The organism is Frateuria sp. YIM B11624 (assembly GCF_049727805.1).
GTDB lineage: Bacteria > Pseudomonadota > Gammaproteobacteria > Xanthomonadales > Rhodanobacteraceae > Frateuria_A.
On sequence record NZ_JBCNYA010000008.1, the window covers coordinates 57,539 to 84,210 of the forward strand.

At 69.7% G+C, this 26,672-nt stretch carries 21 protein-coding genes; 9 read left to right on the forward strand and 12 right to left on the reverse strand.

The window, feature by feature from the left end; translation table 11 throughout:
* Positions 1-10 precede the first annotated feature (10 nt).
* The 3 genes from ftsA to lpxC all read left to right on the forward strand — a co-directional run bounded on the left by ftsA (position 11) and on the right by lpxC (position 3,858).
* A complete protein-coding gene (gene ftsA / locus AAIL17_RS05825) occupies positions 11-1,243 on the forward strand; it encodes a cell division protein FtsA (protein WP_424681880.1) in 1,233 nt (410 codons plus the stop codon).
* 112 nt (positions 1,244-1,355) lie between these two features.
* Positions 1,356-2,534 (forward strand): cell division protein FtsZ, encoded by a 1,179-nt coding sequence (gene ftsZ, locus AAIL17_RS05830; RefSeq protein WP_424681881.1) that lies wholly within the window; start codon positions 1,356-1,358, stop codon positions 2,532-2,534.
* A 409-nt stretch (positions 2,535-2,943) separates the two neighbouring features.
* A complete protein-coding gene (gene lpxC / locus AAIL17_RS05835) occupies positions 2,944-3,858 on the forward strand; it encodes a UDP-3-O-acyl-N-acetylglucosamine deacetylase (protein ID WP_424681882.1) in 915 nt (304 codons plus the stop codon).
* A 222-nt stretch (positions 3,859-4,080) separates the two neighbouring features.
* Here the strand turns inward: lpxC and AAIL17_RS05840 are convergent, their stop codons facing one another.
* Entirely contained in the window at positions 4,081-4,560 is a 480-nt protein-coding gene (locus AAIL17_RS05840; RefSeq protein WP_424681883.1) for a DciA family protein, read from the reverse strand.
* A 29-nt stretch (positions 4,561-4,589) separates the two neighbouring features.
* Here AAIL17_RS05840 and AAIL17_RS05845 point away from each other — a divergent pair, with 29 nt between their 5' ends.
* Together AAIL17_RS05845 and secA are read left to right on the forward strand one after the other, a co-directional pair.
* Positions 4,590-5,519: a peptidoglycan DD-metalloendopeptidase family protein gene (locus AAIL17_RS05845; RefSeq protein ID WP_424681884.1), complete on the forward strand. Its 930-nt coding sequence runs from the start codon at positions 4,590-4,592 to the stop codon at positions 5,517-5,519.
* Positions 5,520-5,719: 200 nt separating this feature from the next.
* Positions 5,720-8,437, forward strand: a complete 2,718-nt coding sequence (gene secA / locus AAIL17_RS05850; RefSeq protein WP_424681885.1) for a preprotein translocase subunit SecA — start codon at positions 5,720-5,722, stop codon at positions 8,435-8,437.
* Between the two features lie 57 nt (positions 8,438-8,494).
* On the opposite strand, the gene AAIL17_RS05855 is transcribed toward secA, so the two are convergent.
* The 9 genes from AAIL17_RS05855 to AAIL17_RS05895 form a co-directional block, all read right to left on the reverse strand.
* Positions 8,495-9,346: a symmetrical bis(5'-nucleosyl)-tetraphosphatase gene (locus AAIL17_RS05855; RefSeq protein WP_424681886.1), complete on the reverse strand. Its 852-nt coding sequence runs from the start codon at positions 9,344-9,346 to the stop codon at positions 8,495-8,497.
* Positions 9,347-9,404: 58 nt separating this feature from the next.
* Positions 9,405-9,788 (reverse strand): Co2+/Mg2+ efflux protein ApaG, encoded by a 384-nt coding sequence (apaG, locus tag AAIL17_RS05860; RefSeq protein WP_424681887.1) that lies wholly within the window; start codon positions 9,786-9,788, stop codon positions 9,405-9,407.
* Positions 9,789-9,836: 48 nt separating this feature from the next.
* Positions 9,837-10,619 carry a 16S rRNA (adenine(1518)-N(6)/adenine(1519)-N(6))-dimethyltransferase RsmA gene (gene rsmA, locus AAIL17_RS05865; protein ID WP_424681888.1) on the reverse strand — a complete coding sequence of 261 codons (783 nt, stop codon included), beginning with the start codon at positions 10,617-10,619 and terminating at the stop codon, positions 9,837-9,839.
* Positions 10,616-11,602, reverse strand: a complete 987-nt coding sequence (pdxA, locus tag AAIL17_RS05870; RefSeq protein WP_424681889.1) for a 4-hydroxythreonine-4-phosphate dehydrogenase PdxA — start codon at positions 11,600-11,602, stop codon at positions 10,616-10,618. Before pdxA ends, rsmA begins: the two co-directional genes overlap by 4 nt.
* 8 nt (positions 11,603-11,610) lie before the next feature.
* Complete coding sequence (locus AAIL17_RS05875; RefSeq protein WP_424681890.1) at positions 11,611-12,957, reverse strand: peptidylprolyl isomerase; 1,347 nt, start codon at positions 12,955-12,957, stop codon at positions 11,611-11,613.
* Positions 12,958-13,077: 120 nt separating this feature from the next.
* Positions 13,078-15,510: an LPS-assembly protein LptD gene (locus tag AAIL17_RS05880; protein ID WP_424681891.1), complete on the reverse strand. Its 2,433-nt coding sequence runs from the start codon at positions 15,508-15,510 to the stop codon at positions 13,078-13,080.
* Between the two features lie 109 nt (positions 15,511-15,619).
* Positions 15,620-16,537, reverse strand: a complete 918-nt coding sequence (locus AAIL17_RS05885; protein WP_424681947.1) for a histone deacetylase family protein — start codon at positions 16,535-16,537, stop codon at positions 15,620-15,622.
* 13 nt (positions 16,538-16,550) lie between these two features.
* A complete protein-coding gene (locus AAIL17_RS05890) occupies positions 16,551-17,111 on the reverse strand; it encodes a cob(I)yrinic acid a,c-diamide adenosyltransferase (protein ID WP_424681892.1) in 561 nt (186 codons plus the stop codon).
* Positions 17,111-17,710 (reverse strand): hypothetical protein, encoded by a 600-nt coding sequence (locus tag AAIL17_RS05895; RefSeq protein WP_424681893.1) that lies wholly within the window; start codon positions 17,708-17,710, stop codon positions 17,111-17,113. The genes AAIL17_RS05890 and AAIL17_RS05895 overlap by 1 nt, the downstream gene beginning before the upstream one ends.
* Before the next feature lie 102 nt (positions 17,711-17,812).
* Here AAIL17_RS05895 and ubiH point away from each other — a divergent pair, with 102 nt between their 5' ends.
* The 3 genes from ubiH to AAIL17_RS05910 all read left to right on the forward strand — a co-directional run bounded on the left by ubiH (position 17,813) and on the right by AAIL17_RS05910 (position 21,107).
* Positions 17,813-19,033 (forward strand): 2-octaprenyl-6-methoxyphenyl hydroxylase, encoded by a 1,221-nt coding sequence (gene ubiH / locus AAIL17_RS05900; protein ID WP_424681894.1) that lies wholly within the window; start codon positions 17,813-17,815, stop codon positions 19,031-19,033.
* Entirely contained in the window at positions 19,030-20,256 is a 1,227-nt protein-coding gene (locus AAIL17_RS05905) for a UbiH/UbiF/VisC/COQ6 family ubiquinone biosynthesis hydroxylase (RefSeq protein ID WP_424681895.1), read from the forward strand. Before ubiH ends, AAIL17_RS05905 begins: the two co-directional genes overlap by 4 nt.
* A gap of 68 nt (positions 20,257-20,324) precedes the next feature.
* Positions 20,325-21,107: a dienelactone hydrolase family protein gene (locus AAIL17_RS05910; RefSeq protein WP_424681896.1), complete on the forward strand. Its 783-nt coding sequence runs from the start codon at positions 20,325-20,327 to the stop codon at positions 21,105-21,107.
* 50 nt (positions 21,108-21,157) lie between these two features.
* Here AAIL17_RS05910 and AAIL17_RS05915 read toward each other — a convergent pair whose 3' ends face one another.
* Positions 21,158-24,211 (reverse strand): diguanylate cyclase, encoded by a 3,054-nt coding sequence (locus AAIL17_RS05915; RefSeq protein ID WP_424681897.1) that lies wholly within the window; start codon positions 24,209-24,211, stop codon positions 21,158-21,160.
* Positions 24,212-24,284: 73 nt separating this feature from the next.
* Positions 24,285-25,286 (reverse strand): polyprenyl synthetase family protein, encoded by a 1,002-nt coding sequence (locus AAIL17_RS05920; RefSeq protein ID WP_424681898.1) that lies wholly within the window; start codon positions 25,284-25,286, stop codon positions 24,285-24,287.
* Positions 25,287-25,419: 133 nt separating this feature from the next.
* Between AAIL17_RS05920 and AAIL17_RS05925 the strand changes: the two genes are divergently transcribed.
* Positions 25,420-26,619, forward strand: a complete 1,200-nt coding sequence (locus AAIL17_RS05925) for an MFS transporter (RefSeq protein ID WP_424681899.1) — start codon at positions 25,420-25,422, stop codon at positions 26,617-26,619.
* Positions 26,620-26,672 lie beyond the last annotated feature (53 nt).

Consider the following 26,672-nt stretch of genomic DNA (forward strand, 5'->3'; position numbering starts at 1 on the left):
GCCTGACCCTATGAAGACGCGCAACGACAAGCAGCTGGTCGTCGGCCTGGACATCGGCACCAACAAGGTGACCGCGATCGTGGGCGAGTACGAGCCGGGCGAACCGATCGAGGTGATCGGTATCGGCTCGCACGTCTCCCGCGGCATGAAGCGCGGCTCGGTGGTCGACATCGAGTCGACCGTGCACTCGATCCAGCGCGCGGTGGAAGAGGCCGAGCTGATGGCCGGCTGCGACATCCGCTCGGTGTTCGCCTCGATCTCCGGCAGCCACCTGGAGACCAAGAACTCGCACGGCACCGCGGCGATCCGCGATCGCGAGGTCACCCCCGGCGACCTGGAACAGGTGCTCGAGGCAGCCAGCGCGGTGGCGATCCCGGCCGACCGCAAGGTTCTATATAAGGAGTCGCAGGAGTACCGCATCGACGGCCAGGACGGTATCCGTTCGCCGGTCGGCATGAGCGGCGTGCGCCTGGAAGCCTCAGTGCACCTGGTCACCGGCGCGGCCGCCGCGGTGCAGAACATCTCCAAGTGCATCCAGCGCTGCGGCTTGTCGGTGGACGAGCTGGTGCCCTCGGCGGTGGCCAGTGCCAAGGCGGTGCTGACCGACGACGAGCGCGAACTGGGCGTATGCCTGGTCGACATCGGCGCCGGCACCACCGACATCGCCATCTATACGCAGGGCTCGATCCGCTACACCAAGTCGCTGCCGGTCGGCGGCGACCAGGTCACCAACGACATCGCCTACGGCGTGCACACGCCGACCGCGCATGCCGAGGAGATCAAGATCAAGTACGCCTGCGCGCTGGCGCAACTGGCCCATGCCGAGGAAACCATCCAGGTGCCCAGCGTGGGCGACCGCCCGCCGCGCCGGCTGGCCCGCCAGTCGCTCGCGCAGAGCGTGCAGGCGCGCTACGAGGAAATCTTCGAAATGGTGCAGGACGAGCTGCGCCGCTCCGGCTACGACAGCCTGGTCGCCGCCGGTGTGGTGCTGACCGGCGGCGCCTCCCGCATGGAAGGCGCGCTCGAGCTGGCCGAGGAGATCTTCCACAAGATGGTGCGCATCGGCGTGCCGCAGCACGTCACCGGCCTGGGCGACGTGATCGCCAATCCGCTGCATTCGACCGGCGTGGGCCTGCTGCTGCACGGCGCGCGCTCGGGTGGCGCGCGCATCAGCCATCCGGTCGGCGGCAGCGTCGGCGGGCTGGTCGACAAGGTGCGCGGCTGGATCACCCGGAATTTTTAGGCGGTGGCGCGGAGCGCCATCGCGGGCGAATGGAGGTTCGCCCACCACCGCAGGCCGGTAGGACGCCGGACCCGCGGTTACAACGACAACGAAGCTCTACGGAGGACGGGAAATGTTTGAACTTATCGAAAAACTGGCACCCAACGCGGTCATCAAGGTCATCGGCGTGGGCGGCGGCGGCGGCAACGCCGTGGCGCACATGCTCAACGCCAACATCGAAGGCGTCGAGTTCGTCGTCGCCAATACCGACGCGCAAGCCATGAAGAACTGCGGCTCGCGCACCCACCTGCAGCTCGGCGCCAACGTCACCAAGGGCCTGGGCGCGGGCGCCAACCCGGAAGTCGGCCGCCAGGCCGCGCTGGAGGACCGCGAGCGCATCGAGGAGATGCTCGACGGCGCCGACATGGTGTTCATCACCGCCGGCATGGGCGGCGGCACCGGCACCGGCGCCGCCCCGGTCGTGGCCCAGCTGGCCAAGGAGAAGGGCATCCTCACCGTGGCGGTGGTCACCAAGCCGTTCCCGTTCGAGGGTCGCCGTCGCATGCAGGTGGCGATGAAGGGCATCGAGGACCTGTCCCAGCACGTCGACTCGCTGATCACCGTGCCGAACGAAAAGCTGCTGTCGGTGCTCGGCCGCGAAGTCACCCTGCTCAATGCCTTCAAGGCCGCCAACGACGTGCTGCAGGGCGCCGTGCAGGGCATCGCGGATCTCATCACCGCGCCGGGCCTGATCAACGTCGATTTCGCCGACGTGCGCACGGTCATGTCCGAGATGGGCATGGCGATGATGGGTTCGGGCACCGCCCGCGGCGACGACCGTGCCCAGGCGGCGGCCGAGGCGGCGATCAACAACCCGCTGCTGGAGGACGTCAACCTCAACGGCGCCTGCGGCATCCTGGTCAACGTCACCGCCGGCCCGAACCTGACCATGCGCGAGTTCGACGAGATCGGCCGGGTCATCCACGATTTCGCCAGCGAAGATGCGACCGTGGTGATCGGCACCTCGCTCGATCCGGAGATGCAGGACGACGTGCGCGTGACGGTGGTTGCCACCGGGCTGAACCGTGCCACCGCTACCCGCCAGCCGGTGCGCCCGGTCGCCACCCAGCAGGTGGAGATGCGCCAGCGCCCGCGTCCGGTGGTGCTGCGCACCGGCACCGGCAACGAGGTGGTGGACTATGCCGCGCCGGACGTCGTCGCCTCGCACAAGGCGGAGTCGCCGGCCAAGGGCGCCGATCCCAGCTTCGATTACCTGGACATCCCGGCCTTCTTGCGCCGCCAGGCCGATTGAGCGGCACTCACCGGAGACCTTGCGAAAATTGAACGAAACACCAGATCGACAGGTCAGTGCATGACGTTGCCCGACAGGCGTCGACCGCCTGTGTGGTTTCCGTGACTGCCGAGACGGTGATTGGAAAGTGAAGACAGCGCGCCGAGGACCGGCGCGCGCGCCGGCCGGCAGGGAGCCGCCGGCCTGTCCGCCCCCTTGCGCCGGATACCCGTCCTCCCGGCGCAGGGGGCGTGTCGCGGTAACTAGTTGAGGCGACGGGCTTTTGATCCTGTCTCGTGACCGGGATCACGGATGAAGGAATCCTAAAGAGGCGACCAGACTGTACGGTACGGTTTGCTATTGCGGCAGGTTAAGACTGTGTTAGCATCCGTCCCCTGATTGGCTGCTGCCCACACTGGTACCTATAAAAATGATCAAGCAGCGTACGCTCAAGAACATCATCCGTGCGACCGGCGTCGGCCTGCACACCGGCGACAAGGTCTACATGACCTTGCGTCCCGCCGCGCCGAACACGGGCATCGTGTTCCGCCGTACGGACCTCAATCCGCCGGTCGACATCCATGCGCGCCCCGATTGCGTGGGCGACACCCGTTTGTCCACCACCCTGGTCAAGGGCGACGTGCGCGTCTCCACCGTCGAGCATCTGCTCTCGGCGATGGCCGGCCTGGGGATCGACAACGCGATCGTCGAGCTGTCCGCGCCGGAAGTGCCGATCATGGACGGCAGCGCCGGTCCCTTCGTGTTCCTGCTGCAGTCGGCCGGCATCGAGGAGCAGAACGCCGCCAAGCGCTTCATCCGCATCAAGAAGCCGGTGAAGGTGCAGGAAGGCGACAAGTGGGCCAGCTTCGAGCCGTTCGAAGGCTTCAAGGTCGGCTTTTCGATCGAGTTCAACCACCCGATCATCTCCAAGCGCACCTCGCGCGCCGAGATCGACTTCTCCACGACCTCGTTCGTCAAGGAAGTCAGCCGCGCGCGTACCTTCGGCTTCATGCGCGACATCGAGATGCTGCGCGAACACAACCTGGCGCTCGGCGGTTCGATGGACAACGCCGTGGTGCTGGACGACTACCGCGTGCTGAACGAGGACGGCCTCCGCTACGAGGACGAGTTCGTCAAGCACAAGATCCTGGACGCCATCGGCGACCTGTACCTGCTCGGCCACAGCCTGATCGGCGCCTACCACGCGCACAAGTCCGGCCACGAGCTCAACAACAAGCTGCTGCGCACGCTGATCGCCGATCCCGCCGCCTGGGAAGAGGTGGTCTACAAGGACGATCCGGCCGTTTCGCCGATCTCCTACGCGCACCCGGCCCAGGCGATCTGATTCCGCCGGGGCCGTTCTCGCGAAGGCCGCCCCGCAAGAGGCGGCCTTCGTCGTTTCTGTGACGCACGCCGCCCGCCGAACACGCCCAGCTTCACGCTACGGCCACGTCCCGGGGTGTACCTGCCCTCCCACCGTGCTATAAACCTTCTGCCGCCACGGGGCGGCAAGGGGGAAGTCGGTGCCCGCCGGGCACTCCGCGAAGGCACGGCGCCCCGCGCCAGTTCAGTCCTTGGCGACCGGGAATCCAGCAGTTTCGGCGATGGACGCCAGCTCGAGGAACAGACCTTTCAGTTCCGGGTCTGTGATTGATGCTGCGGCGGCTTTGAGATGAATGGCTGCGGCAGGCGAAAGCGGTTTTGACCGATCCGGTTCTGTTGCGGCCGGTCGGAGGGGGGCCACTTTCACGGTGACCGAACTGGCGCTCGTGCCGATGGCACGCGCGGTGGCGAGTATCTGCGTCTGCATCAGGCGCAGGCGAGCTGCCCAGGCCGGTGAGGACGCCAGGAAGACGAGGCGGCCGTTGCGCAGGTGGGCGAATCTCACCTGCTCGCGCAAGGGCGTCGGCAACGTCTGGCGCAGGGCACGATCCAACGCATCCAGCTCACCGGCCTTCTTGGCCAGCGAGGCGAACGAACCGCATTCGGCCAGCGGCTTGGGGCCACGGTCGGGGCGGCGGGAAGCGGGGGCATCGGCGCGCTGCATGGTGCCGTCATCTGAAGTGAAAAAAAGCAATGCAGATCATACTCGTATCCCGCTCCAGGAAAGTGCCCAAGACCTTCGATCTGCGCCAGCATCGGTTGCGCTGGCGGCTGGCGGGCCTGGCCGTGGCGGCGGTGGTCGGGTGTGGCGTACTGGGCGCCGCGGTGGCGCTGACCGTGTCCAGTCCGCGCGATCGTGCACTGGCCGAAATACGCCAGCTCAAGCAGCAGATCCACCAGCAGGACGCCCAGCTGGCGGGCGTGCGCAAGGACTCGCAGCGCGAACTCGATGCGCTGGCGATCAAGCTTGGCCAGCTCGAGGCGCAGTCCACCCGCCTCAACGCGCTCGGCGAGCGGCTCACCGAGGTCGGCAAGCTGGATCCGGACGAGTTCAACTTCGACCAGCCTCCCGCGGTCGGCGGCCTGGAAGACACCACCGGCAGTGCCTATGCCCTGCCGCCCACGCTGGACAAGAGCATCGACCAGCTCGCCGGCCAGTTCGACGTCCAGCAGGCGCAGCTGTCCGCGCTGCAGAGCCTGCTGCTGGATGCCAAGATCGATTCCAACCTGAAGCCCACCGGCATGCCGGCCTCGGGCTATATCTCCTCCTATTTCGGCGTGCGTCCCGATCCGTTCGACGGTCACAGCGCCCGCCACACCGGCCTGGACATCGCGGTGCCGTTCGGCGCCTCGGTCCATGCCGTCGCCGAGGGCATGGTGACCTACGTCGGCCAGCGCAGCGGTTACGGCAAGGTGGTCGAGATCGACCACGGCAACGGCTACATGACCCGCTACGCGCACAACAGCAAGCTGCTGGTGCGCCCGGGCCAGCGCGTGCACGTGGGTGAGGTGATCTCGCAGGCCGGCTCCACCGGCCGCTCGACCGGCCCGCACGTGCATTTCGAGGTCTGGTACAAGGGCCGCGTGGTCAATCCGCTGGCCTACGTGAAGAGCCACCGCTAAGGCCTCCGCCCGATTCCCGCGGGCAGCACGACCCTCATTTCCCCATCTCTCTCCCCGGCAGGCCCGGGGAAGAGCGTGCCGCTGCCCTCTTGAATCCCCCGTCTTCCGCCGCCATCCCGGCCGACTGGAGCGGCTGTAGTAACATGTCTCCTTTCGCCCGTGGCCGCCGCGGGCCTTGAGCCTTCACTGACGGAAGATCGATGTTCAATCGCGCCTTGACCAGCCTTTTCGGCAGCCGCAACGAGCGCGTGCTGCGCCAGCTTTCCAAGACCGTCGCGCGCATCAATGCGCTGGAACCGGAGTTCGAGAAGCTGGACGACGCGGCACTGCGCGCCAAGACCGATGAATTCAAGGAGCGCCTGGCCAAAGGCGACACGCTCGACAAGCTGCTGCCCGAGGCCTTCGCCGTGGTGCGCGAAGGCGCCAAGCGCGTGCTGGGCATGCGCCACTACGACGTGCAGATGATCGGCGGCATGGTGCTGCACCAGGGCAAGATCGCCGAAATGCGCACCGGCGAAGGCAAGACGCTGGTGGGCACGCTGCCGGTCTACCTCAACGCGCTGGAAGGCAAGGGCGTGCACGTGGTCACGGTGAACGACTACCTGGCCCGCCGCGACTCCGCGCAGATGGGCAAGCTCTACAACTTCCTGGGCCTGTCGGTAGGCGTGGTCTACCCGGGCATGGACCACGGCGACAAGCATGCAGCCTACGGCGCCGACATCACCTACGGCACCAACAACGAATTCGGCTTCGACTACCTGCGCGACAACATGGCGTTGTCGAAGGAACAGCGTTATCAGCGCGGCCTCAACTACGCGATCGTCGACGAGGTCGACTCGATCCTGATCGACGAGGCGCGCACGCCGCTGATCATCTCCGGCCCGGCCGAGGATTCCCCGCAGCTCTACATGGCGGTGAACAAGATCGTGCCGCACATGGTGCGCCAGCAGGCCGAGGACGGCGCGGGCGATTACTGGGTCGACGAGAAGCAGAAGCAGGTGCACCTGTCCGAGGAGGGCATGGCGCACGCCGAGGAACTGCTGCAGAAGGCCGGCGTGATCGAGCCCGAGAGCGGCCTGTACGACCCGAAGAACCTGGCGGTAGTGCACCACCTCAACGCCGCGCTGCGCGCCAACGGCATCTATCAGCGCGACGTCGACTACATCGTGCGCGACGGCGAGGTCATCATCGTCGACGAGTTCACCGGTCGTACCCTGGCTGGCCGCCGCTGGTCCGATGGCCTGCACCAGGCGGTCGAGGCGAAGGAAGGCGTGCCGATCCAGCGCGAGAACCAGACGCTGGCGACGGTGACGTTCCAGAACCTGTTCCGCATGTACAAGAAGCTGGCCGGCATGACCGGCACGGCCGACACCGAGGCGTACGAGTTCCAGACCATCTACGGCCTGGAAGTGGTGGTGATCCCCACCCACAAGCCGATGATCCGCAGGGACAACCTGGACATCGTGTTCCTCAGCCAGGCGGCCAAGTACCGCGCGGTGATCGAGGACATCAAGGAATGCCACAAGCGCGGCCAGCCGGTGCTGGTCGGCACCACCTCGATCGAGGTGTCGGAGCTTCTCTCCGAGCTGCTGACCAAGGCCAAGGTCCCGCACGAGGTGCTCAACGCCAAGCAGCACGAGCGCGAGGCGCAGATCGTGGCGCAGGCCGGCGCACCCGGTTCGGTGACGATCGCCACCAACATGGCCGGCCGCGGTACCGACATCGTGCTCGGCGGCAGCCTCGAAGCGGCGCTTGCCGCGTTGCCGGAAGACGCCTCCGAGGTCGACCGCCAGCGCGTCAAGAGCGAATGGAAGAAGCGCCACGAGCAGGTCATCGCCGCCGGCGGCCTGCACATCGTCGGCACCGAGCGGCACGAATCCCGCCGCATCGACAACCAGCTGCGCGGCCGCTCCGGCCGCCAGGGCGACCCGGGTTCCTCGCGCTTCTACCTGGCGCTGGAGGACAACCTGCTGCGCATCTTCGGCGGGGAGGGCCTGGTGCGCTGGATGAAGCGCTTCGGCATGAAGGAGGACGATCCGCTCGAGGAGCGCATGATCAGCCGCCAGATCGAGAAGGCGCAGCGCAAGGTCGAGCAGCACAACTTCGACATCCGCAAGCACCTGCTCGAGTTCGACGACGTCGCCAACGACCAGCGCAAGGTGATCTACCGCCAGCGCGACGAGTTGCTGGAAGGAGAGGACGTCTCGGCCACCATCGCCGACATCCGCGAGGACGTGGTCGAGTCCATCGTCAACAGCCACGTGCCGCCGGACAGCATCGATGAGCAGTGGGACATCGCCGGCCTGGAACGCGCGCTTGAAAGCGAGTTCGGCATCGCCACCGGCCTGAAGGCCTGGGTCGAGCAGCAGCACGAGCTCGAGGCCGCGCAGATCCGCAGCCACGTGCGCGAGGCGATGGACCAGGCGTTCGCCGCAAAGGAAGCGCAGATCGGCGCCGACACCATGCGCCAGCTCGAGAAACACGTGATGCTGACCGTGGTCGACAATGCCTGGAAGGAACACCTGGCGAGCATGGACTACCTGCGCCAGGGCATCTACCTGCGCGGCTATGCGCAGCAGGATCCCAAGCAGGCGTTCAAGCGCGAGTCGTTCGAACTGTTCTCCGCCATGCTCGACCGCATCAAGAGCGAGGTGGTGCAGATGCTCGCCCGCATCCGCATCCGCAGCGAGGAAGAAGTCGCCGCGATGGAGGCCGAGCAGCAGCGCCTGGCCGCGCGCCTGCAGCAGCAGATGCTGGCCAGCGGCGGCGGCGCGCCGGTCAATGCGCTCGGCAACGATGCCCCGCCGCCGGCTGCCGCGGGTACCGTGCATCACGAAGGCCCGAAGATCGGCCGCAACGATCCGTGCCCCTGCGGTTCGGGCAAGAAGTACAAGCACTGCCACGGCCAGCTGGCCTGACCCCGCTTCGCTTCCTCTCTCCTTTGTTCATCAGGAACAGGGGAGAGGGCGCAGAACTCAGTCCCCGCCGCCCGGCGGACGCTTGCGGTGCGGCTCGGCGTTAACCGCGATGTACTGCGGCTCCTCGCCGTCCAGACGCAGTGCGGTCAATTGGCCGCCCCACACGCAGCCGGTGTCGATCGCGTACACGCCCAACCCGGCGAAACGCCCCAGCGCGGACCAGTGCCCGCAGACCATATTGACCTCGCGCCGGCGCATGCCCGGCACGGCAAACCATGGATACAACCCGGGCTTCTGTGAGCCGGGGATGCCCTTGGCCTCGAAATCGATGCGACCGTTGACGTCGCAATAGCGCATGCGCGTCATCGTGTTGATCGATGCGCGGAAGCGCTCGATCCCCTGCAGCCGGCTCGACCAGGCGGCCGGGCGGTTGCCGAACAGGTTCTTGAGCAGCCGCGGATGGCGTGGGCTGGACAGTTCCCGCTCCACTTCCTGCGCCGCCCGCAAGGCCTGGCGCAACGTCCACTGCGGCGCCAGGCCAGCATGCACCATGCCCCAGCCCAGCGCCTCGTCGTAGTGCAGCAGCTTCTGGTTGCGCAGCCACTCGAACAGTACCGGTGCGTCCTCGGCGAACAGCACCTCGCGCAGCTCCGGGTTGACCCGCGACTGCGCGTCGGGCTTGCGCTGGGCGATCGCCAGCAGGCTCAAGTCGTGGTTGCCGAGGGTGACGACCACGTTCTCGCGCAGCCCATGGATCAGCCGCAGCGTTTCCAGCGACTGGCCGCCGCGGTTGACTAGGTCGCCACAGAACCACAGCTGATCCTGCGCCGGGTCGAACCTCAGCTTGTCGAGCAAACGCGAGAGCTCCGGATAGCAGCCTTGCACGTCGCCGATTGCATATGTCGCCATCAGAACTCGTCCATCCAGAGCCGCTCCATCGCAGGCGAACCCTCGGTTGTGCGTGCCATCAGTGCAGGGTGCGCGGTATGGACAGCGTGAATGGCGCGATGGGCGCGTCGAAGCGAGTGCCATCGTCGGCGAGCATCTGGTAGCTGCCCTGCATGGTGCCCACGGCGGTGTCGAGCACGGCGCCGGAGCTGTACTGGTAGCGGTCGCCCGGGCGCATCCACGGCTGTTCGCCGACCACGCCTTCGCCGCGCACTTCTTCCACCTTGCCGTTGGCGTCGGTGATCACCCAGTGCCGGGTGAGCAGGCGCGCGGGCACGTCGCCGGCGTTGTGCAGCGTCACCGTGTAGGCGAACACGTAGCGGTTGTCGTGCGGCTTGGACTGGTCGGGGACGAAGCGGGTTTCGACCTGCACGTCGATCGTGTAGGAGGGTTTGGGATTCATGCGTCGATTGTACGGCCTGCGCGCGTGCCTGCGCGTGTAGGCGACGGGTCAGGCGGGAAGCTTCGCGAGGCGCACGAAATCGTCGGGAGCAAGCGTTTCCGCACGCGCCTTCGGATCGATGCCGGCGCCTGCGATGGCCTCGCTGCCAAGCAATGTCTTGAGCCCGTTGGCGAGCGTCTTGCGCCGTTGCGCGAAGGCCGCCTTGACGATCGCGTGCACGCGCTGCGGATCGGCGTCATGGCGTTCGTGCTCGGCCAGTGGCACCAGCCGCACGACCGCCGAGTCGACCTTCGGTGGCGGGCGGAAAGCACCGGGCGGCACGGTGAACAGCGGCTCCACCCGGCAGGCCAATTGCAGCATCACCGACAGCCGACCGTACACCTTGTTGCCCGGTTCGGCGGCCATGCGGTCGACCACTTCCTTCTGCAGCATGAAGTGCATGTCTTCGATCGCGTCGGCGTGGTCCACACAATGGAACAGGATCGGGCTGGAGATGTAGTAGGGCAGGTTGCCGGCCAGGCGCACGCGCGGTACGCCCAGGCGCTGCGCCAGCGCAGTGAAGTCCACCTTGAGCACGTCGGCGTGGACGATTTCCAGCGTGCCGACTGCGCTCGCGCGCGCCTGCAGGCCGGGGATCAGGTCGGTGTCCAGCTCGATCGCGGTGAGCCGGCCGGCGGCCGCCAGCAGCGGCAGCGTGAGCGCGCCTTCGCCCGGGCCGATCTCGACCACGCGGTCATCCGCCCGCGGCGCGATGGCGCTGACGATGCGCTCGATGTAGCGCTTCTCGTGGAGGAAGTGCTGGCCGAAACTTTTCTTGGGCCGGGCGCTCATGGGGTCGAGCGCTCCACCAGCTCCAGCGCCATCCGCGCGGCGGCGATCAGGCTGGAAGGATCCGCGCGGCCGGTGCCGGCCAGGTCCAGCGCCGTGCCGTGGTCGACCGAGGTGCGGATGAACGGCAGGCCCAGGGTCAGATTGACGGTGCGGTCGAAGGCTTCGCTCTTGAGCACCGGCAGCGCCTGGTCGTGGTACATCGCCAGCACCGCGTCGTAGCGTGTGCGCTGCGCCGGCACGAAGGCGGTGTCGGCCGGCAGCGGACCTAGCAACGCCATGCCTTGCGCACGCAACCGCGCCAGCGTGGGTTCGATCACGTCCAGTTCCTCGCGGCCCATGTGGCCGCCTTCGCCGGCATGCGGGTTGAGTCCGAGCACGGCGATGCGTGGCTGGGCCAGGCCGAACTTGCCGCGGAGTTCGCCGTGCACGATGCGCAGCGTGCGTTCCAGCGCCTCGCCGGTGATGGCCGCCGGCACCGCATGCAACGGCAGGTGCGTGGTGGCCAGGGCCACGCGCAGCTCCGGGCTGGCCAGCATCATCACTACCTCGACGCCCGCACGCTGGGCGAAGAACTCGGTGTGGCCGCTGAAGGGAATGCCCGCGTCGTTGATCGAGGCCTTCTGCAGCGGCGCCGTGACCACCGCAGCATAACGTCCGGCCAGGCAGCCGTCGGCCACCTCGGCCAGCGTGGCCAGCACGTGCCGGGCGTTGCGCGGATCGGGCTGGCCCGGATGCTCCTCGACCGCGAGCGGGACATGCCGCACGCGCAGGCTGCCTGGCGCGTGCGGATGGGCCAGGCCGTCGTCGTCGAGCAGGTCGAGCGCCACACCGCAGCGGGTGGCGGCGCGATGCAGCAGGTCGCGATCGGTGATCGCAACCAGTCCCGCCGCCAGCGGCAGGGTGGCCAGGTGCACCAGCAGTTCGGGACCGACCCCGGCCGGTTCCCCGGCGGTCAGCGCCAGTCGGGGCAGGCCGGCGTTCAAGGGCTCGCTCAGGACTTGTCCCGCGCGTCCGGATCCTTCAGCGCCGGCACCAGGATGTCGACGTAGGCATCCGAGCGCAGCTGGCGCAGGAAGTCGTCGTAGGCCTGCTCGGCCTTGCGGTTGCCGATCGCCTGGCGGGCCTGGTTGCGCTCGCTTTCCTCGGTCACGTCGCTCTTGCGCGTGCCTTCGAGCTGGATGATGTGCCAGCCTGCCTCGCTCTGGAACGGCTGCGAGACCTCGCCATCCTTGAGCCCGGCCAGCTGCTGGGCGATGGTGCTGCCCCACTGGTCGCGCTGGAACCAGCCCATGTCGCCGCCGGCGTTGGCGGTGGTCGGATCCTTGGAGTTTTCCTTCGCCAGCTTGGCGAAATCCTCGTGCTTGTTGACGATGCGGTTGTACAGGTCCTGCGCCTTCTGCTGCGCCTGCTCGTTGGTGACCAGCTCGCTCGGACGGATCAGGATCTGGCGCGCGTGGTATTCGGTCACCACCTGGCGGCTGGGCGCGCGCTGGTCGACCAGCTTGAGGATGTGGAAGCCGGTGGGGCCGCGCAGCGCCGGGCTGACTTGGCCGGGCTTCATGCCGGAAACCGTATCGGCGAAGGCCGGCGGGATTTCGTCCATCTTGCGCCAGCCGAGGTCGCCGCCCTCGAGTGCGTCCTGCGCATCGGAATAACGGATCGCGGCGGCGTTGAAATCCATGCCGCCCTTGATCGCGTCGATCGCCTGCTGCGCCTTGGCCTGCGCCGCCTGGATGTCGGCCGCGCTGGCGCCGGCGGGAATCGAGATCTGGATGTGCGCCAGGTGCACCTCGCCGGCCTTGTAGGTCGGACTGTTGAGCAGGTTGTTGATCTCGCTGTCGGTAATGTTGACCGAGTCGCGCACCACGCTCTCGTGCAGGCGCTGCACCATCACCTGGTCGCCCAGCTGGCTGCGGAAGGCGGCGAAGCTCTGACCGCTCTGTTCGACCGCCTGCTGCAGCTGTTCGGGTGTCAGGTGATTCTGCTGGGCCACCGCGGCCACGGCCTGGTCGACGTCGGCATTGGAGACGCGCACGCCCTGCTCGGACGCCTTGGCGACCTGCAGCTTCATCAGGATCAGGCGGTCGAGCACCTGCCGCTCGAGCACGTCGTCCGGCGGCAGCTGGCCGGGGTTGCTGGCGTACTGCTGCTTGACCGAGCGCACGGCCTCGTCCAGCTCGCTCTGCAGGATCACGTCCTCGTCGACCACCGCGACGATGCGGTCGAGCGGTTGCGTGCCGGAAACCGCGGTCTGTCCCTGCGGCAGCAACTGTGCCTGTACGGGCAGGGCGGTGACCGCGGCGAGCGCGAGGAGGAGCAGCGCGGAGGGGTGCTTCATCGGTCGGAACCTTCACTCGCCGGCGAGGCGATGGTTGGAGGGAACGGAGCCTTGCGGCCGGCTCGGGCCGGCCCGACAACCGTGGATCGCAACGGCGAGCGAAAGTTCGCGGCCAGGCCGTTATTGATAGCCAAGAATACCACGCCGCAGCACGTCCTCGGTCTGGCCGTTGAAGGCACCCAGGCCCTTGAAGACCAGCTCGAACATCAGCGCGTTGTTGCTTTCGCCTTGCGATGCGAGCGCTCCGCGCGTGATTACGTAGTGGCGTCCGACCACGCGAACGGCGACGCAGCAGCTGTCGTACTCCACGCCCGCCAGCGCCTCGACCGTGCGTTTGTCGCGCACCGAGTAGACCCACCGGCCGAGCAGGCGCCAGCGCTCCGAGATCGGGTAGATCGCCGAGGCGTCGTACTGCTCGACGAGGTTGCGGCGGAAGCGGTAGGAGAAGTTGAAGATGCCGTCCGTGCCGACGCGCCGTTGCAGTCCCAGCGAGCCGAGGTTGGTCTGCCGGGTGTTCGGGCTCCACTGGTAGGCGCTGTCGAGGCGCCAGCGGTCGTTCAGCTGCACGTTCAGCTGGGCTACGTAGTCCGAACGCGTCCAGTCGGTGGGCGCCGTCGTGGTGACAGGCCCGTTGGGCAGTTGCACCCGCTGTGGCGCGAAATAATGGATCTGTCCGATGCTGGCCGACAGCCGCTCGACACCATCATCGTCCAGCAACCGGGTGGTCAGCGCCGCGGTGAGGTTGTTGGCGTTCATCTGGCGGTCGGCGCCGGAGAACTGGTTGGGCGAGAACAGCTGCCAGTAGTCGAACGACATGCGGCGCGAGTCGAACACCGGCAGGTCGTCCTGGTTGCGGTAGGGCACGTACAGGTAGTACAGCCGGGGCTCCAGCGTCTGCGTGTACGACGTGCCGAACAGCGAGGTCTTGCGCTCGAAGATCAGTCCGGTGTCGAGGCTGGCGATCGGGAGCGCCCGGCTAGGTGTGCGGTCGTCGAAGGGCGAGACCTGCGTGCCGGTGAGCGGGCCGCGGTAGCCGTAGTTCTGGTAGTTGCCGTCCAGCTGGTAGGCGGTGTAGCGATAGGCCAGCTTCGGCCGCACGAACCAGGCTGCCCCGCGGAAATCGGCGGCCAGGTAGGGATAGAGGTCGAGGCGGTCGCCCTCGATGCGCTCGTCCTTGCGGAAGGCGGTCGCCGAGGTGTCCGCGCCGAACTCGAGCCAGCGGTTGATCGGGATGTCCAGCCCCAGCGTGGCGCTCGGCCAGCGCTTGTACTGCACCACGCTGTCGGGCAGGTACGGGTCGACGTTCTGGTAGCTGCTCGCGCCGAACGAGGCGTTCCACCAGTCGCCGTTGCCGCGGATGTAGCCGCTGGAGGTCAACGTGCCCACCGCGGTGGTGTAAAGGTCGTTGCCGAAGTCGCGCAGGTAGCTGCGGTCGGAGGCACGGTTGATCGCGGTGCTGAAGTACCACGGTCCGCCGATGCGAGTGATGTCGCGGTACTTGAACAACCAGCGGTCGGTACCCTTGGTCGGCGCCGCCGCGGTGGTGTTGTCGCCGCGGTCGTTGGGCAGGTACTCGAGGTTCAGTTGGCCGCGCGTCCCTGGCACCAGGTAGCGGAACTCGCCCGCCAGCAGCGTGCCGCGCTGGGAATAGATGCGCGGCTCGAGCGTGGCGTCGTAGTTCGGCGCAAGGTTGAGGTAATAGGGGATCGCGAACATCGTGCCCGAGCGGTTCGAGCTGCCGAAGGTCGGATACAGGAAGCCGCTCTTGCGCCGGTTGTCGATCGGGAAGGTGAAGTAGGGCAGGTACAGGAACGGCACGTCCGCGAAGCGCATGGTGGCGCCGTGCGCCGTGCCCACCCCGGTGGTCTTGTCGATCTTCAGGCTCTTGGCGCGGACTTCCCACAGGTGGTGGCCGACGTCGCAGGTGGAGTAGCTCACCAGGCTGTAGCGGCTGTGCTGTGCGTCGATCAGCTCGCCGCGCGCGGCGGTGCCGTTGCCGCGCGACTGCAGCAACTGGTAGCGCACGTTTTCGGCGATGCCGTGGTTGGCCTGGTTGTTGCCGCGCAGGCGGTCGGCGCTGAGCAGCTCGCCGGCCTCCTGGTAGCGCACGTTGCCCTGCGCGTCGTAGTCGGTGGTGGTGTCGTTGTAATCGACCCGGTCGGCGCGCAGCAGCTGGTCGGCGCGCTCGATGCGCACGTTGCCGGAAAGCCGGTAGACCGCGCGGTCGGAACTGTCCACGTGGGCGGCGTCGACGACCGTGTCGGAGGTCTCGCGCAGCGTGGCGTCGCGCGGCAGGGTGGGATCGTAGAAATCCAGCAGCGCGTTGGGACGGCACAGCACGAAGCTTTCCGGGCGCGGTGGGCAGTGGAACACGCCCAGCGGGCAGCTCGACACGGCATCGGCACCGGCCGGCGTCGCCGCTGCGGGTTCCGGCGCGGGCGTGGGCGTCGCGGTCTGGGCTTCGACCGGAGCGCCGGTCAGGGCGAGCGCGGCGGCGACCGCAAGCAGGCGGCGTGGAGGCAAGGCGCGCAGGGTCGTGTAGCTCGGCGTCACGGTGGGCTGTCGGGGTTCGTCAGGACGCGTAACGCTAGCAGAAAGGCCGCATGGCCGGCAGGAATCGTGCCTTGCCGCCGCTTCCTGCAGCCGCGCGGGCGAGGCCCGCTCACCCCATCAGCGCGGCGACGTGTGCGGCCGCGCTGGCGGCAAGGGCGTCGAGGTCGTAGCCGCCTTCCAGGGTCGAGACGACGCGGCCGCCCGCGTGGCGGCGAGCGATATCCACCAGCCGTGCGGTCAGCCAGGTGTAGTCGTCGGCCAGCAGCTCCAGCTGCGCCATCGGGTCCGCGCGATGGGCGTCGAAGCCGGCGGAGACCAGCAGCAGCTGCGGGCGGAAGGCATCGAGCCGCGGCAGCAGCCGTTCCTCCCAGGTGTGCCGGAACGCGGCCGAACCGGTACCCGCCGGCAATGGCGCATTGAGCAGGTTGCCCACGCCGGTTTCTTCCGCGCCGCCACTGCCCGGATAGAGCGGCGACTGGTGGCTGGAGACGAACAGCACCCGCGGCTCGCGCGCGAAGATGTCCTGCGTGCCGTTGCCGTGGTGCACGTCGAAGTCGGCGATCGCCACGCGCTCCAGATCATGTTCGGCCAGCGCGTGTGCGGCGCCCACGGCCACGTTGTTGAACAGGCAGAAGCCCATCGCCTGGTCGGCCGTGGCGTGGTGGCCCGGCGGACGCACGGCGCAGAACGCGCAACTGGCACGCTCGTCGAGCACGGCATCGACCGCCGCGACCACCGCGCCGGCGGCACGCAGCGCGGCCTCGGCCGAGGCGGGCGACATCAGGGTGTCTTCGTCGAGCCGGGCCCGACCCTCGCCCGGTGCGCTGGCGAGGATGCGTGCCACGTACGTGGCGTCGTGCACGCGCTCGAGCGCCTCGATGCTGGCACGCGGGGCCTCGATGCGGTCCAGCGCGGCGAAGCGGTCGCGGTCGAGCGCCGCCAGCACGGCGTGCAGGCGCGCGGGGGATTCGGGGTGGCCGGGGCCGGGATCGTGCTGCAGGCAGGCCGGGTGGGTGTAGAGCCGCAGCATGGCCGGATCCTCAGCCGCGCGGGCGCCGCTCGTGCTGCCAGATCACCTCGCCGTGGCCGCCGGCGCGCGCCAGCACGCGGCAGATCACGAACAGCAGGTCGGACAGCCGGTTGAGATAACGCTGGGCCTGCGGACGCACGGCTTCCTCGCGGGCCAGTGCGATCACCTCGCGTTCGGCGCGGCGGCACACCGTGCGCGCCAGGTGACCGCAGGCGGCCGCCATGCCGCCGCCGGGAAGGATGAAATCCTTCAGCGGCGGCAACGGCTCGTTGAAGCCGTCGAGTACCGATTCCAGCCGCGTGATGTCGGCGTCCTGGACCATCGCCATGCCGGGGATGCACAGCTCGCCGCCGAGGTCGAACAGCTCGTGCTGCACCTGGGTCAGCGCCTCGCGCACCTCCGCCGGCACGTCTTCACAGGCGAGCACCATGCCGATCGTGCTGTTGAGTTCGTCCACCGTACCGTAGGCGGCCACGCGGGCCGAATCCTTCGGCACGCGCGAGCCGTCGCCCAGCCCGGTGCTGCCGTCGTCGCCGGTGCGCGTGTAGATCTTCGACAGGCGGTTGCCCATCAGTGCGCCTGGCCGGCGTGCGCCAGTGCGCGGGTCAGCTGGGTCGCCAGCACGTGCAGCACGGCGCCTAGGCCGACGTACAGCGCGGTGACCTGCAGGAACGGCAGGTACCAGTCGCCCATGTTGGCGAACCACGCAGCCATGCTGCGCGGCGCCGGCACGCTGTCGCTCAGCCAGTAGAAGCTGCCGTTGGAGACCACGAAGCAGACCGCCTCGCTGATCAGCAGCGCGGCCACGGCCAGACCCGCGGTGGAAAGCTTCATGCCGGCCTGGCGGCGGGCCAGCCAGCTGCCGCCCAGCCACAGCGCGCCGTAGGCGGCGACCAGGAACCAGTACGCCGGCGACACGCAGTAGTGGCTCCAGAAGGAAAGGCCCTGGCCGGTGATCACCAGGTAGTCGACCAGCACGGCCTCGCCCATCAGCAGCGGGAAGGCCCAGCGCCCTGCGCCGCGCAGCCAGAAGCCGGCCAGGAAGAACACGCCCCAGGACGCGTCCGGCAGCGCCTCGAAATGATGCAGGTGCACTGCGCCGCGGGTAACGGCCATCACCAGGGCGAGTGCCAGGAAAATGCCGAGGCGCTGGGTTCGCGTCATAGCCATGAGGGTGCTCCGTATGCAGGCGGCGTGGATAAGGCGGATTAGTTTAGCCGAAGCCTGTCCGGCCCATGCGAGGCCCGTGTGTTCGGCCGTATCATCCGCGGCATGACTGTCCCCCCCAATCCACGCGGGCCTGTGCTGATCGTCGGCGGCGGCCTGGTCGGCGCCAGCCTGGCGATCGCGCTGGATGCCGCCGGCGTCGATGCGATGCTGGTCGAGGCGGCCGCGCCGCGCGCCGATGCCCAGCCGAGCTACGACGAGCGCAACCTGGCGCTGGCGCGCGCCACGCTCAACGGACTGGACGCGATCGGCGTATGGACGCACGCGCGTGCAGGGGCCACGCCGATCAAGCACATCCACGTCAGCCGCGCCGGCGAGTTCGGCAGTGTGCGGTTGGAGGCACGCGAGGCGGGCGTCGATGCGCTGGGCTGGACCCTGCCGGCGCGCGAACTCGGTGGCGCGCTGTTGCGCCGGCTGCAGGAATGCACGCAGCTCCAGCGTCTCGCCCCCGCCCGGCTGGAAGCGCTCGAACCGTTCGCCGGCGGCTGGCGCGCGACGGTGCGCAGCGCCGAAGGCGTCCGCGAGATCGATACGCCGCTGCTGGTCGGTGCCGATGGAACCGCTTCCTTCGTGCGCGACCGACTGGGGATCGGCGCCGACACCTACGACTACGGCCAGACGCTGTTCGTCTGCACGGTCACGCCCGAACGAGCGCACGACCATCGCGCCTACGAGCGCTTCAGCGACGAGGGTCCGGTCGCCCTGTTGCCGCTGGCCGACCGCCGTTGCGGGCTGGTGCTCACCGTGCCGGCCGCGCAGGCCGAGGCGGTGGCGGCGATGGACGATGCCGACTACCTGGCGCTGGCGCAGCGCCGCTTCGGCTGGCGACTGGGCCGGCTGCGCCGTCCCGGCAAGCGCTTTCCCTATGCGATCCAGCGCGTGGCTGCCAACCGTCTCATCGCCTCCCGCGCGGTGCTGGTCGGCAACGCGGCGCAGACCGTGCACCCGATCGGCGCGCAGGGCTTCAACCTGGGCCTGCGAGACGCGCTGACGCTGGCCGAACTGGTTGCCGCCGCGGCCGATCCCGGCGACGAACGCCTGCTCGCCGCCTACGCCGCGCGCCGCGCGCCCGACCGCGAAGGCACCATGGCGATGAGCCATGGCCTGGTGCAACTGGCCTGTCTGCCGCAGCCGTGGCTGGGCCCGCTGCGCTCGCTGGCCCTGCTTGCCTGCGACCGCGTGCCGTCGCTCAAGGACGCCGTGCTCCGTCGCGGCATGGGTTTCCGCGGCGAGCCGCCGCGCGCCGTGCTGGAGCGCGCGCCATGAACACGCCTCGTTTCGACGCACCCCGTTCGGAATCGCGCCGCCGCGCGCCGCTGCTCGACGTGGCGGTGGTCGGCGGCGGCATGGTCGGCGCCGCCGCGGCGCTGGCGCTGGCGCGCGCCGGCTTTGCCACCGCCTTGCTGGAGGCCCGGCCACCGGCGCCCTGGCGCGTGGATGACGAAGTCGACCTGCGCGTGGTCGGGCTGGCGGCTTCGTCGATCGCGCTTTTGCACGACCTGGACGTCTGGACGTCCATCCGCGAAAGCCGCGCCGCCTCCTATGCGCGGATGCACGTGTGGGACGCGCGCACCGACGCCACGGTCGACTTCGATGCCACCGCCGAGGGCCACGCCTGGCTCGGCTGGATCGTCGAGAACAACCTGGTGCAGTGGACGCTGTGGCAGGCGCTCGAGGCCGCCGGGGTGCAGCGGCTCTGCCCGGCACAGGTGACCGGCTACGAGGCGCGCGAGGACCGCGTGGTGCTGGAACTGGAAGCGGGCGACGCCGCCAGCCTGTCGGCACGCCTGCTGGTCGCCGCCGACGGCGCCGGCTCGCCGCTGCGCCGGCTGGCCGGGCTGGACACGCACGGCCGCGACTACGGCCAGCGCGGGGTGGTCGCGCACGTGGCCACCGAACGGCCGCACCAGCACACCGCCTGGCAGCGCTTCCTGCCCGGCGGACCGCTGGCGCTGCTGCCGCTGGCGGACGGGCGCAGCTCGATCGTGTGGTCGCTGCCCGAGGCCGAGGCGCAACGCGTGCTGGCGCTGGACGATGCCGCCTTCTGCGCCGAGCTCGGCGTGGCCAGCGACTTCCAACTCGGGCCGGTGCGCTCGACCACCCGCCGCGCCGCCTTCCCGCTGAAGCTGCAACTGGCCGACCGCTACCAGGCCGAGCGGCTGGTGCTGCTCGGCGATGCGGCGCACACGGTGCATCCGCTGGCCGGGCAGGGCGTGAACCTCGGATTGCGCGACGTGGTCGAGCTGCGCGACACGCTGCTGGCCGCACGCGAGGCCGGCCGCGACATCGCGGCACCGCACGTGCTGCGCCGCTACGCGCGCCGCCGGCGCAGCGCCGACACGCTGGATGCGTGGAGCTTCGATGCGCTGGGCCGCATCTACGCCTGGCAGGCGCCGCCGCTGGTCGCCGCGCGTGCGCTGGGCGTGCGCCTGGTCGATCGCCTGGCGCCGCTCAAGCGCCGGCTTGCCGCCCACGCCGCCGGCCGCTGATCCCAACCGACGGCCGGACGCCGCGGACCCCGGTGCGGAGCGCCAACCCAAACCCCGGAGCCGTCGCCATGCGTCGCATCCTGTTCGCCCTGCTTTCGCTCCCCCTGGCCTTCGCCGCGTCGGCGAAGATGGTGCATCGATCGGTGGAGTGGACCGACAACGGCACCCGCTTCCACAGCGTGTTGGTCTACGACGATGCCAGCGCGGCCAGGCGACCCGGCCTGGTGATGGTGCCCAACTGGTACGGCGTCAACGACGCGGCGATCAGGAAGGCCGAGATGATCGCCGGCAAGCAATACGTGATCCTGCTGACCGACATGTACGGCCAGGGTGTGCGCCCGACCAGCGACGCCCAGGCCAAGGCGGCGGTGCAGCCGCTCTACGCCGACCGGGAGCTGATGCGCCATCGCGTGAACCTGGCGCTGGCCCAGCTCAAGGCGCAGGCCGGCAAGGCGCCGCTGGACACCGGCAGGCTCGCAGCGATCGGCTTCTGCTTCGGCGGCTCGGCGGTGCTGGACCTGGCACGCAGCGGCGCCGACGTGGCGGCGGTGGTGTCGTTCCACGGCGCCCTGGCCGCCGGCAAGGCCGCGCAGCCGGACCGCTTCAAGGCGCGCGTGCTGGCCATGAACGGCGCCGACGACAAGGGCACCATGCCTGACGCCGACGCGTTCATGGACGAGATGCGCGCCAGCGACGCCGACTGGCAGTTCGTGGTGCTCGGCAACGCAGTGCACTGCTTCACCGAAAGCGACGAGAACTCGCCCGGCTGCAAGTACGACGCCCGTGCCGCCGCGCGCAGCTACCGCATGATGCACGACTGGCTGGACGCGGCTTTCGCGAACCGCCCCTGATCTCCCGACCGGTTCGCGCCGGTGGTTGCAGTCGATCGTGCCGTCGCGGCTCACGTGGCGGCCACGCGGTTGCGTCCTTCCCGCTTGGCCCGGTAGAGCCGCGCGTCGGCGCGGGCGATCAGCTCATGCGTGCGCTCGCCCGGCTTGAGCTGGGCGGCGCCGATGCTGGCGGTCAGGCGCAGGCGATGCGCGCCGTGATCCACTTCCATCGTCTCGATCGCCTGGCGGATCGCTTCGGCGCGTTGCGCAGCCGTGGCCAGGTCGGCGCCCTGCATCACCACCATCAGCTCCTCGCCGCCGTAGCGGCCGAGCCGGTCGTCCTTGCGGCACAACGCGGCGACGCGCGCGGCGACGCCGCGCAGGGCATCGTCGCCGGCCTGGTGGCCGTGGGTGTCGTTGAGCGCCTTGAAGGCGTCCAGGTCGAGCATCAGGATCGACAGCGGCGCACCCGTGCGTTGCGCAGCCTCGTGCGCGAGCTCGAGCTGGCGCATCAGTTCGCGGCGGTTGAGCAGGCCGGTCAGCTCGTCGATGCTGGCCAGCCGGTTGAGCCGGTCGTTGGCCTCCTGCAGCTCGCGCGTGCGCTCCTGCACCAGCCGCGCGAGCCGGTCGGCGCGGGCCAGCAGGTAGCGCGTGCGCAGCCGCACCAGCAGGTAGACCAGCGCGACGGCCAGCAAGGCCAGCGCCACGCGCGCCCAGCCCAGCTCATACCAGCGGCCACGCACCTCGACCGGGACCACGGCGCGCACCGTGCGCGCGTGCAGGCCGGGAATGTCTGCCTGCAACTGCAGCCGATAACTGCCACCGGGCAGGTTGGTGAACGCGGCGGCGGGTGGGGTGCCGGGATCGAGTTCCGTCCATTGCGCGTCGAAGCCCTCCAGCCGGTAGCGGTAGCGCACGTCGGCGCTGGCGGTGTAGTCGAGCAGGGCGAAGCCCAGCCGCAGCGCGTGCACGTTCTCCAGGTGCAGGGGGCGGCTCGCGGTGGGTAGCGCCGCGTAGGGCGACGGAGCGCCGTCGCGCTGGGCCGTGGTCACCACCAGCGGCGCAACCGCTTGCGCTAGGCGCGCCTGCGGTGCCGGGTCGATCACGGTCAACCCGCCGAGGCCGCCGAACAGCAATGCGCCGGAAGGTCCCACGGCCGCAGTGCGGTGGTTGTAGAAGCGCGCGCTCAGGCCGTCGCGCTCGCCCAGCGAACGGATCCGGCCGGTCGCCGGCTCGTAGACTGCCAGGCCGTTGGCGGTGGCGATCCACAGCCGGCCCAGGCGGTCGGCCAGCACGCTGGCGACGTTGTCGCTGCCCAGGCCATCGCTGCCGCGCAGCACCTCGAAGCGGTAGCCGTCCGAGCCGGGCGGCGCGGCCGGCGTGGAGGCGAGCCCGCCGTAGGTGCCGACCCAGATGCGCCCGTCCAGCTCGACCACCGAGCCGGCGTAGTTCTGCGGCAGGCTGTGCGGATCGCCCTCGGTGTGGGCGAGGTTCTCGAAGCCGTGCGCGCCAGGACGGAGGATGCCAATGCCGCCGCTGGTGGCGATCCACACGCTGCCGTCGGAAAGCACGGCGATGTTGCGCACCTGGTTGTCGACCAGGCTGTGCGCGTTGCCGGGCACGTGCAGGTAGTGCGTGACGCGCCCGGCGTGGTCGATGCGGTAGAGGCCGTTGTAGGTGCCGACCAGCAACTCGTCGCGCCAGGCGCGCAGCGCCAGGATCGGGCGCGTGTCGAGGTCCGCCACCGGCCAGGAACGTACCGCCAGCGACACCGGATCGATCGTCACCAGCCCGCGCGCGCCGGCGACGATGCGGCCGTCGGCCAGCGCGTCGATCGCGCGCACGTCCTGGTCCTGCTGCGCGCCGTCCAGGGTCAGCATGCGGACCTGTCCGCTGCGTGGATCGACCCGGGCCAGGCGGCCGCGGTTGAAGCCCAGCCAGACCGCCCCGCCGCCGTCGGCATAGACGCTGCGCACGTTCTCGTCGAAGGCGGCGTCGTGGCCGCCGGACAGCGCCAGGCCATCGAGCGTATGCACGATGGTCGGGCGCGTGTCGCAGCGCGAGGCGTCGATCTCGGTGGCCGCCCACAGGCCGCTGGAGCGGTCCAGGAACAGCGCGCGCACGATGTTGCCGCCCAGCGAAGCCGGCCGCGCGTTGTCGTGATGCAGCGTTTCCAGGCCGCCGTTGGCCGGATCGTAGACGGTGATGCCGACGCCGTCGGTGGCGATCCACAGCCGTCCGTCCGGCGCTGCCAGGATGTCGCGGACGGTGCGATGCTGGATCGCCGGCGCATCGCCATCCAGTCCCGACGGCACGCGCGCGCGGCCCTGACGGTCGATCACCGCCACGCCGCGGGTGCCGCTGCCGACCCACAGCCGGCCGGCGGCGTCTTCGCGCAATGCCCAGATGTCTTCGGCCAGCACCGGTGCGGCGGCATGATCGTCACTGTCGAAACGCGCAAACCGCGTCGCGCCGGCCCGGCGCAGGTACAGGCCCTGCGCGCTGCCGATCCAGAGGTTGCCGCGGCGGTCGGCCAGCACCGCGAACACGGCCGCGTCCCGAGGCAGGCCGGCGTCGGCCGGCGGGCGCTCGATCGTGCGCAGGCTGGCGCGCAGATGGCTCAGCCCGTTCTGCCCGCCCACCCAGAAGCCGCCGTCGCCGTCCGGCGCCAGGGTGAGGATGTGCGGACCAGTGCCGTGTACGGGTGAGGCGTCGTAGGTCGAGAAGCGGTTGTCGCGCGGATCGAAGCGCGCCAGCCCGCCGGCCGAGGTGCCGACGATCAGGCTGCCGTCCGCCGCCGCCCGCAGCGCGCGGATGTAGTTGTCGGGCAGGCCGCCGTCACCGGACTGGCGGAACACCTGCACGCGGTAGCCGTCGTAGCGCACCAGCCCGCCGAAGGTGCCGATCCACATCAGTCCGTCGCGGTCCTGCGCGAAGGCGGTGGTGGTGGCGTGCGGCAGACCCGCGCGAACGGTCAGGTGGGCGAACGTGGGACTGTCCCAGCGCGACCAGTCCGACGGCGGAGGTGCCGCGGTGGCGGACAGCGCAAGCGGCAGCAGCAGGAACAGGGCCGGCAGCACGGCCAGCCTGCCGATGCGCAAGGTCAGCCACCGCCACGGTTTCATCGGCGGTCCACGGAACGACCGGGATGCACGGCGCTGCCCGCTGAAGCGGTCAGCTGCGCGCCGCGCATGCTTCTCAGGCGCTGCGCTCGACCGCGTAGGCGGCCAGGGCATCCAGCGCGTCGCGGTAGGGCGAGGCGGGCAGGGCGGCGAGCGCCTCACGCGCGGCATCGGCGTGCGCCACCGCGCGCTCGTGCGTGCGCTCCAGCGCGCCGCTGCGGCGGATCGTGGCGAGCACGCGGTCCAGCGCGCTGAGGTCGCCGTGCTCGATCGCCTGGCGCATCGCCTGCGCCTCGTCCGGCGTGGCCTGCCTGAGCGCGTAGATCACCGGCAGGGTCGGCTTGCCCTCGGCCAGGTCGTCGCCGATGTTCTTGCCGAGCGTGTCGGCGTCGCTGGTGTAGTCGAGCAGGTCGTCGGCGATCTGGAAGGCGTAGCCCAGCTCCATGCCGTAGCGGCGCAGCGCGGCTACCTGGTCGTCCGGCAGGCCGCCCAGCAATCCGCCCAGCTCGGTGGCAGCGGCGAACAGCACCGCGGTCTTGCGCTCGATCACCGCCAGGTAGGCCGCTTCGTCCACGTCGGCATTGCCGATGTTGAGCAGCTGCAGCACCTCGCCCTCGGCGATGGTGTTGGTGGTGTCGGCCAGGATGCGCATCACGCGCATGTCGTCCAGCTCGACCATCAGCTGGAACGAGCGCGAGTAGAGGAAATCGCCGACCAGCACGCTGGCGGCGTTGCCCCACAGCGCGTTGGCGGTCTTGCGGCCGCGGCGCAGGTCGGACTCGTCGACCACGTCGTCGTGCAGCAGGGTCGAGGTGTGGATGAACTCGATCACCGCAGCCAGCTTGACGTGCTGTGCGCCCGCATAGCCGGCCGCGCCGGCGGCCAGCACGTGCAGCATCGGGCGCAGGCGCTTGCCGCCGCCGGCGACGATGTGGTCGGCGATTTGGTTGATCAGCACCACGTCCGAGGCCAGCCGCGCGCGGATCAGCGCGTCCACGCGCTGCATGTCGGCGGCGGCCAGCTCGCGCACGGCGGCGAAGTCGGCGGTTCGGCTGGCGTCGGCGGGCATCGGGTGCATGGGTGTCCGGGTGGCGAGACGGGCGATTATAGGGCCTGCCCGGTTCGGTGCGGCGGCGCGACATGGCGCCGCAATCGGGCCGGGAAGCGGCTCCCTATAATGGGCCGATGACCTCACGCCCGTCCCCGTCCCGGTGAGCAAGCTCTCGCCCCTCGAGCGCCGCAGCGCGCTGACCCTGGCCTGCGTGATCAGCCTGCGCCTGTTCGGGCTGTTCCTGATCATGCCGGTGTTCTCGCTCTACGCGAAGCAGATGCCCGACGCCAGCGGCTTGCTGATCGGCCTGGCGCTGGGCGTGTACGGACTGGGCCAGGTGCTGCTGCAGATCCCGCTGGGGCTGCTGTCGGACCGGGTCGGGCGCAAGCCGGCGATCACCCTCGGCCTGCTGATCTTCGCGGTCGGCGGGCTGGTCGCGGCGATGTCGCACACCTTGCTCGGGATCGTCGTCGGCCGCGCGCTGCAGGGCATGGGCGCGGTGGCCGGCGCCGGCACCGCGCTGGCCGCCGACCTCACCCGCGAGGACCAGCGCGGCAAGGTGATGGGCATCATCGGCGTGTCGATCGGCGTGGCCTTCCTGCTGGCGCTGATCCTGGGGCCGCCGCTGGAAGCGGTCGCCGGCCTGCCCGGACTGTTCGGCGCCACCTCGGTGCTGGCGCTGGCGTCGCTGGTGCTGCTGTGGCTGATCGTGCCCACGCCCGAGCGCGCCCGGGCGCCCGCCGCGGCGAACCTGGGCGGCGTGCTGGCGATGCTGCGCGACGGCCGGCTGCTGGTGCTCAACGGTTCGGTGTTCTTCCTGCACCTGCTGCTGACGGCGAGCTTCGTCGGCCTGCCGCTGCTGCTGGCCGACCGGCTGCACCTGCCGGTCGAGCGGCACTGGGAGCTGTACCTGCCGGTGATGGTGATCGCCGCCTTGGTGATGGGTGCCGCGCTGCACCGCATGAAGGAGATCGGCCAGAGCCTGCGCATCGTGCTGGTGTGCGTGGCGGCGATCGGCCTTTCGCTGGTGGGTTTCACGCAGTCGGGCGGGCACCTGGCGTGGCTGGGCGTGTCGGCGGCGGCGTTCTTCTCGGCGTTCAACCTGCTGGAAGCCGCGCTGCCGAGCCTGGTCTCGCGGCTCGCGCCGGCGCACCTGCGCGGCGCGGCGATGGGCGCGTACTCGACCAGCCAGTTCATCGGCGCCTTCGTCGGCGGCGCCATCGGCGGCATCGCATTGGGCCGACTGGGCGTGAGCGGCGTATTCCTGTGCGCGGCGGCGGCCACGCTGCTGTGGCTGCCGCTGGTGGCGTTCGGCGCCCGCCGCATCGCCGCGCGCGGCCTGGCCGAACAGGCGGCCTGACGGCATTGCGTTGCGCGGATGCCGCCCCCATGTGCGGCGGCATCCACCCCACG